12 protein-coding genes are annotated in these 13381 nt (G+C 63.4%); 3 read left to right on the forward strand and 9 right to left on the reverse strand.

Annotation, left to right across the window (positions count from 1 at the left end):
* The 6 genes from AACR77_RS06060 to AACR77_RS06085 all read right to left on the reverse strand — a co-directional run.
* The coding region (locus AACR77_RS06060; protein ID WP_042880371.1) for an AAA family ATPase at positions 1–230 on the reverse strand (230 nt) is incomplete at its 3' end.
* 151 nt (positions 231–381) lie between these two features.
* Positions 382–2058, reverse strand: a complete 1677-nt coding sequence (mshL, locus tag AACR77_RS06065; RefSeq protein ID WP_042880373.1) for a pilus (MSHA type) biogenesis protein MshL — start codon at positions 2056–2058, stop codon at positions 382–384.
* 70 nt (positions 2059–2128) lie between these two features.
* On the reverse strand, positions 2129–2458 hold the full coding sequence (locus AACR77_RS06070) for a SctD/MshK family protein (protein WP_048209253.1): 330 nt from the start codon (positions 2456–2458) through the stop codon (positions 2129–2131).
* Between the two features lie 28 nt (positions 2459–2486).
* Positions 2487–3134 carry an MSHA biogenesis protein MshJ gene (locus AACR77_RS06075; RefSeq protein WP_042880375.1) on the reverse strand — a complete coding sequence of 216 codons (648 nt, stop codon included), beginning with the start codon at positions 3132–3134 and terminating at the stop codon, positions 2487–2489.
* Positions 3134–3727, reverse strand: a complete 594-nt coding sequence (locus AACR77_RS06080; protein WP_042880377.1) for a PilN domain-containing protein — start codon at positions 3725–3727, stop codon at positions 3134–3136. The genes AACR77_RS06075 and AACR77_RS06080 overlap by 1 nt, the downstream gene beginning before the upstream one ends.
* On the reverse strand, positions 3727–4590 hold the full coding sequence (locus AACR77_RS06085) for a hypothetical protein (RefSeq protein ID WP_041214302.1): 864 nt from the start codon (positions 4588–4590) through the stop codon (positions 3727–3729). Before AACR77_RS06085 ends, AACR77_RS06080 begins: the two co-directional genes overlap by 1 nt.
* Positions 4591–4710: 120 nt before the next feature.
* Here AACR77_RS06085 and AACR77_RS06090 point away from each other — a divergent pair, with 120 nt between their 5' ends.
* Positions 4711–5625, forward strand: a complete 915-nt coding sequence (locus AACR77_RS06090) for a 1-aminocyclopropane-1-carboxylate deaminase/D-cysteine desulfhydrase (protein WP_052224786.1) — start codon at positions 4711–4713, stop codon at positions 5623–5625.
* On the opposite strand, the gene AACR77_RS06095 is transcribed toward AACR77_RS06090, so the two are convergent.
* On the reverse strand, positions 5622–7541 hold the full coding sequence (locus AACR77_RS06095; protein WP_042015305.1) for an EAL domain-containing protein: 1920 nt from the start codon (positions 7539–7541) through the stop codon (positions 5622–5624). The two genes, AACR77_RS06090 and AACR77_RS06095, sit on opposite strands and share 4 nt — an antisense overlap.
* A gap of 513 nt (positions 7542–8054) precedes the next feature.
* Here AACR77_RS06095 and AACR77_RS06100 point away from each other — a divergent pair.
* Together AACR77_RS06100 and AACR77_RS06105 are read left to right on the forward strand one after the other, a co-directional pair.
* On the forward strand, positions 8055–9590 hold the full coding sequence (locus AACR77_RS06100; RefSeq protein ID WP_042880385.1) for an EAL domain-containing protein: 1536 nt from the start codon (positions 8055–8057) through the stop codon (positions 9588–9590).
* A 151-nt stretch (positions 9591–9741) separates the two neighbouring features.
* The gene (locus AACR77_RS06105; RefSeq protein WP_010672612.1) at positions 9742–10839 is read left to right on the forward strand and encodes a calcium:proton antiporter; all 1098 of its coding nucleotides are present in this window, start codon (positions 9742–9744) and stop codon (positions 10837–10839) included.
* 213 nt (positions 10840–11052) lie between these two features.
* On the opposite strand, the gene hutH is transcribed toward AACR77_RS06105, so the two are convergent.
* Positions 11053–12585 carry a histidine ammonia-lyase gene (hutH, locus tag AACR77_RS06110; protein WP_010672611.1) on the reverse strand — a complete coding sequence of 511 codons (1533 nt, stop codon included), beginning with the start codon at positions 12583–12585 and terminating at the stop codon, positions 11053–11055.
* Between the two features lies 1 nt (position 12586).
* Positions 12587–13381 (reverse strand): urocanate hydratase (hutU, locus tag AACR77_RS06115; RefSeq protein ID WP_042880379.1); only part of this gene is annotated, 795 nt, incomplete at its 5' end.

Consider the following 13381-nt stretch of genomic DNA (forward strand, 5'->3'; position numbering starts at 1 on the left):
CACAGTCGCACCGGGCAGGCCTCGGAGCCGAGCTCGCTCAGCAGTTTGCGACAGAGCAGGGTCTTGCCGGTGCCGACTTCGCCGGTCACCTTGATGAACCCCTCCCCCTGGGAAAGCGCCCAGTTGAGCACCTGCATGGCCTCCTCGTGGGGGGGCAGGCCGTAATAGAAACCGGTGTTCGGGGTCAGGCCGAAGGGAGCCTCCCGCAGTCCGAAGTGACTCAGATACATGCACCCTCCCGGCCAGAGTCCCGGGCGCGCAGCCGCAGACAGCCCCGGATCAGCGACATGGCGCCACCGCCGTCGGGCAGGGCAGACTGGCGGCAGCCGGGAGGCGCCGCCACATGGGAGAAGGAGTGCTCAACAGGCGCGTCATCCCGGATCAGCCCTTGGGGGGATACCATTTGTCGAGCAGCTCGGAGGAGCGTTGCAGCTCTTTCTGCCAGGTGTCTTTTTCCACCACGGTGGGCTTGAGCAGGATCACCAGCTCCACCTTGCGGTTGCTCTCCCGGCGGTTGGTGAAGGCCTCGCCGACCCAGGGGATGTCACCCAGCAGGGGCACCTTGCTGACAATCTCCTGCCTGTCGGTCTTCATCAGACCACCGATGACGATGATGTCCCCATTGTTGGCCTGCACCACGGTATCGGACTCGCGGATGGAGCTCTTGGCCAGCGGCAACACCAGGGGATCGGCGGTGCCGACGTTGATGGTCTTGCTCTGCTCTTCGGTGTCGATGACGGAGGGGTGGATATGCAGCAATACCTTGCCCTGTTCGTCGATCTGGGGCGTCACGTCCAGGGCTATCCCCGAGAAGAAGGGGGTCAGCTCCACGTTCGGGGTGACGATGGGGGCCGAAGTCCCCGAGGTGGTGGTGGTGGTCGAGGCATTGGTGACGAAGTATTCGTCCGTCCCCACCTTGATCACCGCTTTCTGGTTGTTGGTGGCCGTCACGCGCGGGCTGGAGAGGGTGTTCACGTCCCCCTGGGTCTTGAGCAGGCTGACCGCGACGTTGAAGTTGCCATCAGAGATGGTGAAGCCGGCGCCGCCCCCCAGAGCCCGGAAGATCTGGTTGGGGGTCGAAGCGATGGGGCTGTCCAGCAGGGAGCCGCCCCCCGTGATGCCCTTGCCGCCGTCCCAGCTTGCGGAGAGGCCGCTCCAGTCCACCCCCTGCTCGTAACCCTCGTTGAGGGACACTTCCAGGATCCGCGCCTCCAGCACCACCTGGCGCTTGAGGTGTTCGCCGGACTGGTCCAGGAACTCGCGCACCGCCTTGAGCTCCTTGGGATAGGCACGCACCGTGACCAGGCCCGCCTGGGGACTGGTGATGACGGCCCGCCCTTCCCCTGTGCCGATCAGGGTCTGCAGGGCATCCCGCAGATCGGTCCAGTAGTCGTTGTTGCTGTCCGTCTCGATGCGGGTGCCGTTGCTGTTGGTGTTGTTGTCACCGCTGGCGGTGTTGCCCTGGCTGTTGTTGTTGCCACTGTTGTTCAGGCCGTTGTCGAAGTTGTTGTTATTGCCATTGTTGTTGTCGTTGGCCGTCACCCCGCCTGTGCTCACCGAGGTACGGGAGAGACCGCGCCGGGCCATCATCAGGTAGTTGACCGGAATGGTCTCGGTGCGCAGACCGGCGGGATAGACGTGGAACACGTTGCCCTTGCGCTGTACGTCGAAGCCGTACATGTCGCCGACGGTCGCCAGCGCCTCCTGCAGGGTCACGTCCTTGAGCTCTACCGAAATGACGCCCGCCACACCGGGATGGACCGCCACGCTGTAGCGGGAGCCCTTGAACAGGGAGCCGAAGAACTCCACCGCGTCCACGTCATGGGCCGCGATGCGCATCCGCTTCTCGGGAATGGTCATCGGCTGCTGGGGACGATTGAGCTGCAACAGCTCGCTCTGCACCGAGGGCGGCAGGGAAGTCAGGGGGGCGGTCGGGCTCTGCTCGCTCATCGCCTGCTTGAGTGCATCTTTGGCCTGTACCGGCTCGGGGTGACGATAGGTAGTGCAACCCGCCACCGCCAGCGCGAGGGGAAGCAGACAAAAAGGGTGTTTTTTCATGTTATTCGTGCACCTGACTCGCTATGAAACTCGACAAACCTGGCCCGCACCATCCCGTGCGACACCCACTTCACATCCGGATCTTGCTGCCAAACAGGGTCAGTGTCTGGCGTTTGCCCGCTTTTTCCAGCACCACGCTGTCGGCGCTGATCCCCACCAGCCGGAATCCGTTGACCTGCTGGCCGACCCGGTAGCTTTGACCGTCGAGCACCGCCAGGGCGGGCCCGCTCCCCAGGATGACGCTCTGCAACCTGGGCAGACCGGCCTCCTTGGCGACACTCGCCGCCGAGCCGGATCCCGCCAGGGGCATGGTGGGATCCTGCAGCACCTCGGCCTGGGCCTGCAGCGCGAGCAGGCTCCCCCACAGGGCCAGCCAGCGCCAGGATGGGAAGGCAAAAATGCGGGATCCCGTCCCGCCGACATGCCGCTTAACCACGGATGAACTCCTTGCTGGTGCTGAGGGTGTAGATCTCCATCGCCACCGCCGCCTTGGGATGCTCGACCACCCGGTAGTCAAAGCCCTTCCAGTAGAAGTGCCGAGGCAGGGCTTCGAGCGCTTTCAGGTACTGGTAGACATCGAAATAGCCGCCCTCCAGCTGAAGCCGGATGCCGTGCCTGAACAGGTTCACCTTATGCTCCCCGGCCATCAGCGGCTCGGGCTTGAGGGAGGTGAGCGCCAGCATATGCAGATTGGCGGAGCGGGACAACAGGGCTTCCAGCACAGCGGGCATTTCGTGGGCGGGGATCAGATCCACCGTCTGAGCCAGCAGCTCGGCATCCATCTGGCGCAGAGTGGTCTCGACACCGGCGAGCTGCTCGCGTACCTGGGCATTGGGATCCCGCCCCAGCCTGGCCTGCTTGCCCTGGTTTTCCAGAGTCAGGATCTCCAGATCCCGCTGCGCCGCAGCCAAGGCCAGCCGATCCTGGCCCAGCCGGGTGTCGGCGTCATCCAGCCAGCCATAGATGCCCATGGCCCCGAGCAGCACGACCCCGGTCAACAGAATGAGGATCCGCTCACGCAGGCTGAGGGCTGCGATCTGCTGCGCCCATCCCTGCCATTGTGCCTTCATGTCCATCAGGGAGTCTCCCGCGCTATGCCACTGAGCTGGAAGGCAAGCTGGCCCTCCTTGTCCCGACTCAGGGTGAGCTCGCCAAACTGCTTGCCCGCCAGGGAGGGGGTCTGCTTGAAGCGGTTCACCCAGGCGGGCACGTCCTGACTGCGTTCGGCCACGCCCGCGAGGTTGATGCGCCCGTCGCTTATTTCGATCCGTTGCAGGGAGAGACGGGGATCCCGCAGGCGGGCAAGGCCCGCCATCACCCCCGCATAGCCCTGGGATTTTTGCAGGGAGAGGTGGCCAAGCTGCTGCATCAGCGCCTGTTTCGCCCCCAGCTCTTCCCGCTTGTCGGCCAGTTGCCGCTGCAAGTCTGCATTCGCCAGATGGCGCGCCAGCTCCGCATCGAGACGCCTGGCCTCGCCGCGCTGCACGTCGAGCTGTGCCCGCACGCCAGCCAATTCACGATCGAGGCCCTGCTGTTGCCAGCCATAGAAGAGGGTGGCCCCCAGCAGCAGCACCAGGACGCCGCCCCAGACCGACGCCATCTGGGGCAGGCTGGCCCACAGGCGTCTTGGCCGGAATTCGGCGCCATAGAGGTTGATATGGTGTTTCATCAGTCGCTCCTGCCCAGGGCCGCGCCATAGGCACTGAGGTATTCGACTCCCGCCAATACCGCCTTGTTTGCCATGGCCGACACCGGGAAACCGAATGTCTGTTCCAGGTGACGCACCAGTACCCCCATGGCGGAGGAGGCGATGGCCAATTGCAACTGGCCGGGCTCGGGCAGCTTGAGATGGCCGGCCAGATAATCGATGGATCGCTGGATCTCCAGCGCCAGCGCGTCGAGCTGGTCGGCATCTGGCTCATGGCTGCCGGTGAGGCTCGCAAATCCGCGCAACTGGCGGGAGAAACAGAGTCCACCCCGATGGAAGACCAGCAGTTGCAGCTCCTGCCCCCGGGGTTGCCAGAGCAGCATGCGCACCATCTGGTCCGCCTCGTAGAGGGCCGTCATGGCCAGCTCGTCACTGACGATGGCCTCCAGGGTCGCCGCGCCGTTGACCGCATCCGCCACCTGCTGCACCCGGCTCTTGGGCATGCAGACAACGTTGATGCGCGGACGCCCGGCAGGGGGCGTCGGCAGGTCCACATAATCCATGGCGAGCTGCAACACCGGCTCGTTGACGAAATCCTTGATGGCCCAGGGCAGGGCCCCCGCCATCTCGGCATCGGGGACGGCGGGCTTGTCGATCTGGATCTGCTGATAAAGGCTGGCCGCGAGGGCCACCCGCACCTTAGACTTGGCCAGACCGTGCCGGGAAAACAGCTCGGCCAGGGCCTTGGACCAGTCGTGGGGGCCGTTGACAGGCTGGCTGGCAAACACGGGAACGGGGTCCACGCAGGCCAGCAGAATGCGATCGCTGGCCAGCAGGATCCCGACCTGATGGCTGGAGGGAGAACGCCTGAACAGTGACTTCATCTGGATCTTCATCTGGCCGCGTAAAACGGACTAAACCTTAACATAAACAGGCTATTAGCCTCCAACTTTATGACAAACGACGCATCGACGGCCACGCTGGCACCCACGGGAGACGATCCCATGGCTCCCCTTCAGCTCCCCTCCCCCCTGCACCGGATCCGGCATCCTCTGCTGGCCGCCCATGACGTCACGCTCTGGTGCAAGCGGGATGATCTGATCCACCCGACCCTCTCCGGCAACAAGTGGCGAAAGCTCAAATACCATCTGCAACAGGCACAGATGCTGGGCAAGGGCCACATCCTCTCCTTTGGCGGCGCCTACTCCAATCACATCCACGCCCTGGCCGCAGCAGGACTCAGACTGGGAGTGCGTACCACGGGCATCATACGCGGTGAAGGGGATACCGTCAGCAATCCCACCCTGAAAGCGGCCAAAGGCTGGGGTATGGATCTCGTTTTTGTCGACCGGCAGGACTATCGCCGGCGCCAGGATCCCGAATGGCTTGCCCGGTTCGAGGATGACGACACCCTGCTCGTACCGGAAGGAGGCAGCAGCCCGCTGGCCATCCCCGGGGTGGCCGAGCTGGTCGACGAGGTGCCCTTCTCGCCGGATCTCTGGGTGCTGCCCTGCGCCAGCGGCGGCACCCTGGCGGGGCTCATCGCGGGCAAGCGGGCGCAGGAGCAGATCCTGGCCATCGCGGTGCTCAAGGGGGCCGACTTCATCACCGGCGAGGTATGCCGGTTGCATCCGGCAGCGGCCACTACTCCGGGCTGGCGCATTGCGCTGGATCACCACGATGGCGGCTATGCCAGGTTCAGTCCGGCACTCTGGCAATGGGTGCAGGCATTCAGTGCCGAAACCGGCTTGCCGCTGGAACCCATCTACAGTGGCAAGGCGATGTGGGGGCTGTTTCGCGAACTGGCGGCAGGCCGCATTGCGCGCGGCAGCAAGATCATCTTCATCCACACCGGTGGCTTGCAGGGGCTGGCGGGCCTGGAGGAGCAGGGCCGCCTGTCACCCCGGCCGGGGCGCTAGTCAAGCAGGTTGAGGGGCTCGGGGTCGGCAAACCAGGGACCTTGACCGGCATGCACGCCCAAGTGTCGCAGCATCTTCCACTCGTCCCCACTCTCTACCCCCACCGCGATGACCCGGGCCTGGGTATTGGCACAGCCCCCCACCAGACTGCGTACCGCCATCTGGTTGACCTGGCGCAGGTGGATCTCCCGCACCAGGCTGGGGTGCAGTTTGAGGAAGTGGATCTCGAACTCCTTGATGTACTGGGTGCTCACCACGTCCTGGCCCGCATGATCGATGGCAAGCCTGCACCCCAGCATGCGCATCGCCCGAAGCGGCCGCTTGAGGGCTTCGTAGTGGCGGGTCACCTGGGACTCCGACAACTGCAGGATCAACCCCTCGTTGGTACTGCGCGGCAACTGGAACAGCTCGAAGAAGAGCTCGCGCTGGAACTCGCGGGTGAGCAGGTTCTGGGCGCACAGAGAGAGGCTGATGGGGCAGCTCGATGCCGGTCGCTGGCGCAGCAGTCGCAAGGCTCGGGCCACCACCAGCCTGTCCAGCGGCAGCAGCAGACCGGCCTTCTCCGCCATGGGCATGAAGACCCCCGCCTGCAGCTCCCGGCCCTGCTCGTCGTGAAGGCGGATGAGCAGCTCCTGCTGCAACACCACCTGATCCCGCTCCTGCTGCACAGGCTGGACGTAGAAGTCGATGCCCTGCTCCTCGATGCGACGGCTGATCAGGGTGCGCCAGCGCACCGTTCCCTTGCTGCTCGCCTCCTCGTTGAGGGATTTCTCGAACAGGAACCAGCCGCTGTGTCCTTGCAGGCGCGCGCTCTTGAGCGCCAGCTCCGCCTCTTCCTGCACCTTGAGCAGGGAATCCTGTGCCTGATAGCAGACCGCACCGAGATAGACGGCGGTGTCGGCATTGACCGCTTCGGGCCAGTGCAGCCGCTGCAGACTCTTGAGCAACTGGCTGGCACCGTCCACCATCTCGCTCTCTGACATGTTCGGCAGCAGCACGGCAAAGACCTGACCGGCATAGCGCGCCTGCAGGGCTCCGCTGTGCTTTCGCACGAAGGCGGCGATGGTGGCGCTCGCCTCCATCAGGAGTTCCTGGCTCGGGCGCCCGCTCAGCTCGGGATCCAGCTCCTCCAGACCGGCCAGCTCGATCAGCAGCACACCGCCGCTGATCACGCTTGCCTCCATGATGGCGCTCTCCAGCCGGTTGTCGAAGAAGAGGCGGTTGCCGATGCCCGTCGTCTTGTCGACGAAGGCGTTGCTGCGGATGAAGTTGTCAAAGCGGCTGCGCTCCTTGCGGGCGTCGGCCAGCTCGGTCAGCAGATGGGTGAGGGCCTGACTGGCCGAGACAGGCCACTCCTCGGCAGGGTCATGGGCCAGCTTGGTCAGCTTGCCATCCAGGATCAGCTGGGCACGCTCCGCCAGCAGCTCGGCACCGCGCAACTGCTGACGGAGCCAGCGGATGGAGTACCAGAGCCCGAACACCACGATGAAGATACCCAGAGAGATGCCGAACATCGCCTTCATGGAGTACTCGAACTCCTTGAACGGCCTGTCCAGCTTGAAGTCGGCCCGCATCCCGGCCTGATTGGGGATCGCCTCGCTGTAGGCGATCAGCAGACTCTCGTCCGTCTGCTGCTGCACGTCGCGAAACCAGTAGACCCGCTGCTTGTCCTGACGGATCTCCAGCTCCACCACATGGGAGGCCCGCAACAGGGAGGGCAGCCAGCGGGCAAGGGCTTGCTGGTCATCGGTCACCCCGAGCTGCTTGTCGATGATCTCTACCAGGGAGTCGACCCGGTTCTGCTGCAGCTCCATTCCCATCTGGCGGAAACTGAAGACCCCGCCGAGCATCACCATGGCCATGGCCGAGATCACGCACAGCGTAATAAAAGAGACGAGTTGAGTGGTCAGTTTCATGTGCCTTTCCGTAGCCGACAGCATCCATAGGGCATCATGGTATCAGCCCAGACCAAACGCCGCCTATGGATGAAGATCCCGCTTCTGCAAATAAGCGGGCGGATGCGTCATGCGGCGCCGTTGTGCGGGCCGCAAAACAGGCATCAAGGGAGAGAACGAGGGGACACAGGCTGAGGAGCGGACAGAAAAATGGTCCCACAACGGGGACCAAAAGAAACACTCATATCAAAACTAACACTCTGTGCTACTGACAAAAATAGATACAGGAGTATTGAACACACGGTGAGTCAAACCGCACCGCTACTTTAGCCACTTCAGATAAGCTGGACAATTGTCATTTATGACAGGTCAGCGATTGAATCTTGTTCAGGTGTGTAGCCATATCCTTTATTTATCAATTAATTATCGTTTTTGTTCCAAGTGTGACCAACTTGGCTCAAATCGATGCAGCTAATGCTATGATGCTTGAGTCTCAATCGGGTTGTTTCATTTCATGGAAGAAGGATGCCCACCATGTCTGCACGATCTCCGTTATGGATTCCTCTGGGCCTCTTCTGTGTGCCCCCGCTGCTGATGCTGTTGCTCACCCCCCTGTTGAGCGACAAGCTGGCTCACCACCTGTTGCAGACAAAGGAAAGGGCTCTGCTCGACTACCAGCAGGAGCGCAACCAGCTCCTGGATCACGATGTCCCCGCTCAACTCGCCCACTTTGCCTTCGATTGCGGCCCCAAAGACATGGCGCTGCTGCGCTCACCCCAGTATTACAACCGCCATATTCGCCTGGCCGGCCTGCAGCTTGCCAACGGGAGCGGCTGCTCCACTCTGGGCCCCGCCCTCCCCCAGCTTGCCGACGCCGGCATACCGGTCTCCCCCGACTTTCATATATCCAGCACGGCCCCCATGTTCGATACCGAACGCGAAACCCTGGTCTATGCGAGGCGCAACGGCAATCTGGCCTATTGGGTACTCGACAGCAGCTGGAGCCATGAGCTGCTGCGCACCCCCTGCAACGACTGTTTCTACCTGGAGTTCAACCACAAGCACCCGACCCAGTCCGGGCTCTTTTTCCCCCGTGGCAACAAGCACATTCGAGAAGAGGCACACCCGATGCGGCTGCTCAGTTTCGATCCCCAGCATCAGGTGGAACAGACCCTCTGGGCTGGCGAGGCACTGAAACGCTACGCCCGCTCACAGATACACCGTGATGGCCTCTGGTCGGCCGGGGCGCTGGGGGCGCTGCTGGCGGCCCTCTACTGGAGCCTTAGAAACTACCGGCGCTCCCTCAAAGGATTGCTGCAAAGAGGGCTGGCTCGGCGGGAGTTCATCCCCTTCTATCAGCCCATAGTGGACAGCAGAAACCGAAGGGTGGTGGGATTCGAGGCCTTGCTGCGCTGGCAGCGAGGACGGGATCTGGTGTCGCCAGGCACCTTCATCGCCTATGCGGAGGAGCAGGGGCTGATCCTGCCGATGACGGATCAACTGCTGGAGCGCATCCTGGCGGATCTCCCCGTCCTGGCCCCGCACCAGTGGGTCAGCGTCAATCTGGTGGCGGGCCATATCGAGCAGCCTCGTCTGCGCACCCAGTTGCAGCGCCATGGCTGGCCCTCGCCGGCCCGCCTCACCTTCGAACTCACCGAGCGGGATCCCATCAAGCACATCCAGGGGGCCATGGCGGAGATCGCAGCCCTGCAGGAGAGGGGCTATCACTTCAAGCTGGATGACTTCGGCACCGGTTATGGCGGCTTTGCCTACTTGCAACGGCTCGGCATTCGCCAGATCAAGATCGACAAGATGTTCGTGGATACCATAGGCACGGACGACCTCAAGCGCAGCGTGCTGGATGCCACCATCGCCTTCGGCCTCAAATCGGGCATGGAGATGATCGCCGAAGGGGTCGAAACCCAGGAGCAGGTGGATTATCTGTATCGCCACGGAGTCCACCTGATCCAGGGCTACGTCTATGCCAAGCCCATGCCCCTGAGCAAACTGAAGATCTGGCTGATGGCATGGCAAGAGGGCGAGACAACCAGCCCCTCCGACCCGCACTGAGGCGGTATCTGCCCCGCCTCTCACCCTTTGCAACAAAATGATGCTCCGCATGAGGAGCATCTCCCCTTATCATGGGTCTGTGCACCTTGGGTGCACCAAGTCGCTCCATACCCCGTCGGCCGAGGCCGCCCCGAGATGAGAACCACTGCCTATGAAGTCTTTTATCCGACAAGAGATTGCTCTGCCTGCCGGTCTGCTGACCCTGCTCTTCTTCAAAACCCTGGGGAGCGACCTGCTGGCAGAGACAACCCCCCTTGCGGTCTACCTGCCGGTGTCGCTGGCCCTGCTTGCCATCGTGACCTGGGCCATCTTCTCCGTCGTGCGTCACTCTGACGCCCTCGCCATCAAGCTCGGGGAACCCTTCGGTACCCTGATCCTGACCCTCTCGGTCATCTCCCTGGAAGTGGTGATGATCTCCTCCGTCATGCTGACCGGCGATCCCAATCCCACCATGGCCCGGGACACCATGTTCGCGGTGGTGATGCTGGTCACCAACGGTCTGGTGGGCTTCACCCTGCTGTTTGGCGGCTGGCGCTATCACACCCAGAACTTCAATCTGGACGGGGTCAAATCCTATCTGGTGGCCATCATTCCCCTGGCACTGCTCTGTCTGGTCCTGCCGAACTTCACCCAGGGCGGCACTCTGGGCAGCCTCTCCAAGGCCATGTCATGGATGCTGATCATCATCTCCATCCTGCTCTATGGTGTCTTCCTGCTGATCCAGACCCGCAGCCACAGCCACTTCTTCGTCGACAGCGATCACGAGGATCTCGAGGATCACCACGGCCCGCTGCAGAGCAACGTCTATCACACCCTCTTGCTGCTCGCCTACCTGGTGGTGGTGATCCTGCTGGCCAAGACCCTGGCCATCCCCATCAACTACGGGGTGCACGTGATGGAAGCCCCGATGGCGCTGGGTGGTTTCATCGTCGCCTGTATCGTGCTGGCTCCCGAAGCGGTCGGCGCCATCAAGGCGGCCTTCAACAACCAGTTGCAGCGGGCCATGAATCTCTACTTCGGCTCCGTGCTGGCCACCATCGCCCTCACGGTACCCTCCGTGCTCTTCATCGGCTCCCTGATGGGGCAGGAAGTGCGCCTGGGCCTCTCCCCTGCCGACATGGTGCTGCTCATCACCACCCTCATGGTCTGTAAAGTGACCTTCAGCAGCGGCCGCACCCACGCCCTGCACGGCGCCACCCATCTTGTGCTGTTTGTCGTTTACCTGTTCCTGATGTTTGAACACGGATAAGGCTGCCAGCACTCACCCCGGTGCTGTTCGTGGTTTATCTGTTCCGGATGTTTGAACACGGATAAAGCCACCGCCTCTGTCTGCTGCCACTCTGCGCTTGTCTGCTGCCACTCTGCGCTGCCCGCTTCCGATGGCCCCGACGCGAGGCGCGGGAGACGGAAATGAAAAGACCGCCCCATGGGCGGTCTTATTTATGGTTACTCAGGCTCCAATTCAGAGGCTGGGCAGAGTCCCGGCCGGGATCAGGTCGTTGTAGCTGGCACGGCCCAGCAGGGCGGCCGCCGCCTCGATGTCCGGTGCAAAGTACCTGTCCTTGTCATAGAAGCTGACCTCTTCCCGCAGACGACCCTTGGCCAGCTCGATGAGCTCGGTGGAGCGCAGGGGAGCGCGGAAGTCGAGCCCCTGGGCCGCTGCCAGCAGTTCCACCGCCAGGATGCCACGGGTGTTCTCGGCCATGTCCGCCAGCCGGCGACCGGCGAAGGTGGCCATGGAGACGTGGTCCTCCTGGTTCGCCGAGGTGGGCAGGCTGTCCACCGAGGCCGGGTGGGCCAGGGTCTTGTTCTCGGAGGCCAGGGCCGCCGAAGTAACCTGGGCGATCATGAAACCGGAGTTCACCCCGCCGTTGTTCACCAGGAAGGCCGGCAGGCCAGACATGCGCGAGTCGATGAGCAGCGCCATGCGCCGCTCGGACAGCGACCCGATCTCGGCGATGGCCAGGGCCAGGTTGTCGGCGGCAAAGGCCACGGGTTCTGCGTGGAAGTTGCCGCCGGAGATGATCTCCTCATCCTCGGCAAACACCAGGGGGTTGTCGGAGACCGCGTTGGCCTCGCACACCAGCACCTCGGCGGCCTGACGGATTTGGGTCAGGCAGGCGCCCATCACCTGGGGCTGACAGCGCAGGGAGTAAGGATCCTGCACCTTCTCGCAGTTGTGGTGGGACATGCCGATCTCGCTGCCGTCCACGAGCAGGTGGCGGTAGCAGGCGGCCGCATCGATCTGGCCGCGCTGGCCGCGCACTTCGTGAATGCGGGCATCGAACGGCCGGCGGCTGCCCAGCGCCGCTTCAACGCTCATGGCACCAATGGTGATGGCACCGGCGTAGAGATCCTCGGCATGGAACAGCCCTTCCAGCGCGAAGGCGGTGCTCGCCTGGGTGCCGTTGAGCAGGGCCAGCCCCTCTTTCGGCGCCAGGGCGATGGGCTCCAGTCCTGCAATCTTCAGGGCCGTGGCGGCGTCGATCAGCTCACCCTTGTGACGGGCCTTGCCTTCACCGATCAGCAGGCAGCTCATGTGGGCCAGGGGCGCCAGATCGCCGGAGGCGCCGACGGAGCCCTTCTTCGGCACCACCGGATAGACCTCGGCGTTGATAAGGGTCATCAGGGCCTCGAGCACCGTCAGCCGGATGCCGGAGAAGCCACGGGCGAGCGAGTTGACCTTGAGCACCATCATCAACCGCACGGTGGCGTCATCCATGTACTCGCCAATCCCTGCCGCATGAGAGAGCACGATGGAACGCTGCAGCTCGTCCAGCTGCTCCACCGGAATGCGGGTGTTGGCCAGCAGGCCAAAGCCGGTGTTGATGCCGTACACCACCCGGTTTTGCTCGATCACCTTGGTGACCACGGCGGCGGAGGCGTGGATCCCCGCCAGGGCAGCCGGATCCAGGCTGACGTGTACCGGCTCGCGGCTGACACGGCGCAGGGTGGCGAGGCAGAGTTTGCCCGGTTGCAGATTGAGTTCGAACATCTTATTTCACCCCTTTGCCGGTGGCGTCTATCATCGGCAGATCCAGTTTCGCCTCATGGGCACAGTTGATGGCAATCTCGTAGCCGGCGTCGGCGTGACGCATCACCCCGGTGGCCGGGTCATTGCGCAGCACGCGGCCGACCCGCTTGGCGGCATCGTCGGTGCCGTCACAGACGATCACCACGCCGGAGTGCTGGGAGAAACCCATGCCCACACCGCCACCGTGGTGCAGGGAGACCCAGGTCGCGCCGCCGGCAGTGTTGAGCAGGGCGTTGAGCAGCGGCCAGTCGGAAACGGCGTCGGAACCATCCATCATGGATTCGGTCTCGCGGTTCGGGCTCGCCACCGAGCCGGAGTCCAGGTGGTCACGGCCGATGACGACCGGAGCCTTCAGCTCGCCATTCTTCACCATCTCGTTGAAGGCCAGGCCCAGGCGCACCCGATCCTTGACACCGACCCAGCAGATCCGCGCCGGCAGGCCCTGGAAGGCGATGCGCTCGCGGGCCATGTCGAGCCAGTTGTGCAGGTGGGGATCGTCCGGGATCAGCTCTTTCACTTTCTGATCGGTCTTGTAGATGTCTTCCGGGTCGCCGGAGAGCGCCACCCAGCGGAACGGGCCAATGCCCTCGCAGAACAGCGGGCGGATATAGGCCGGCACGAAGCCCGGGAAGTCGAAGGCATTCTTGATCCCCTCTTCTAGCGCCATCTGGCGGATGTTGTTGCCGTAATCGAGCGTGGCGGCGCCGCGGGATTGCAGGGTCAGCATGGCTTCGACCTGACGGGCCATGGAGCGGCG

Origin of the sequence: Aeromonas sp. ZOR0002 (genome assembly GCF_963866995.1) — a bacterium.
Taxonomy (GTDB): domain Bacteria; phylum Pseudomonadota; class Gammaproteobacteria; order Enterobacterales; family Aeromonadaceae; genus Aeromonas; species Aeromonas caviae.

Excerpts from the sequence above, each read along its gene's own strand:
- mshL (WP_042880373.1), bottom strand. The coding sequence starts at position 2,058 with ATGAAAAAACACCCTTTTTGTCTGCTTCCCCTCGCGCTGGCGGTGGCG.
- AACR77_RS06075 (WP_042880375.1), bottom strand. The coding sequence starts at position 3,134 with ATGGACATGAAGGCACAATGGCAGGGATGGGCGCAGCAGATCGCAGCC.
- AACR77_RS06080 (WP_042880377.1), bottom strand. The coding sequence starts at position 3,727 with ATGAAACACCATATCAACCTCTATGGCGCCGAATTCCGGCCAAGACGC.
- AACR77_RS06085 (WP_041214302.1), bottom strand. The coding sequence starts at position 4,590 with ATGAAGTCACTGTTCAGGCGTTCTCCCTCCAGCCATCAGGTCGGGATC.
- AACR77_RS06090 (WP_052224786.1), top strand. The coding sequence starts at position 4,711 with ATGGCTCCCCTTCAGCTCCCCTCCCCCCTGCACCGGATCCGGCATCCT.
- AACR77_RS06095 (WP_042015305.1), bottom strand. The coding sequence starts at position 7,541 with ATGAAACTGACCACTCAACTCGTCTCTTTTATTACGCTGTGCGTGATC.
- AACR77_RS06100 (WP_042880385.1), top strand. The coding sequence starts at position 8,055 with ATGTCTGCACGATCTCCGTTATGGATTCCTCTGGGCCTCTTCTGTGTG.
- AACR77_RS06105 (WP_010672612.1), top strand. The coding sequence starts at position 9,742 with ATGAAGTCTTTTATCCGACAAGAGATTGCTCTGCCTGCCGGTCTGCTG.
- hutH (WP_010672611.1), bottom strand. The coding sequence starts at position 12,585 with ATGTTCGAACTCAATCTGCAACCGGGCAAACTCTGCCTCGCCACCCTG.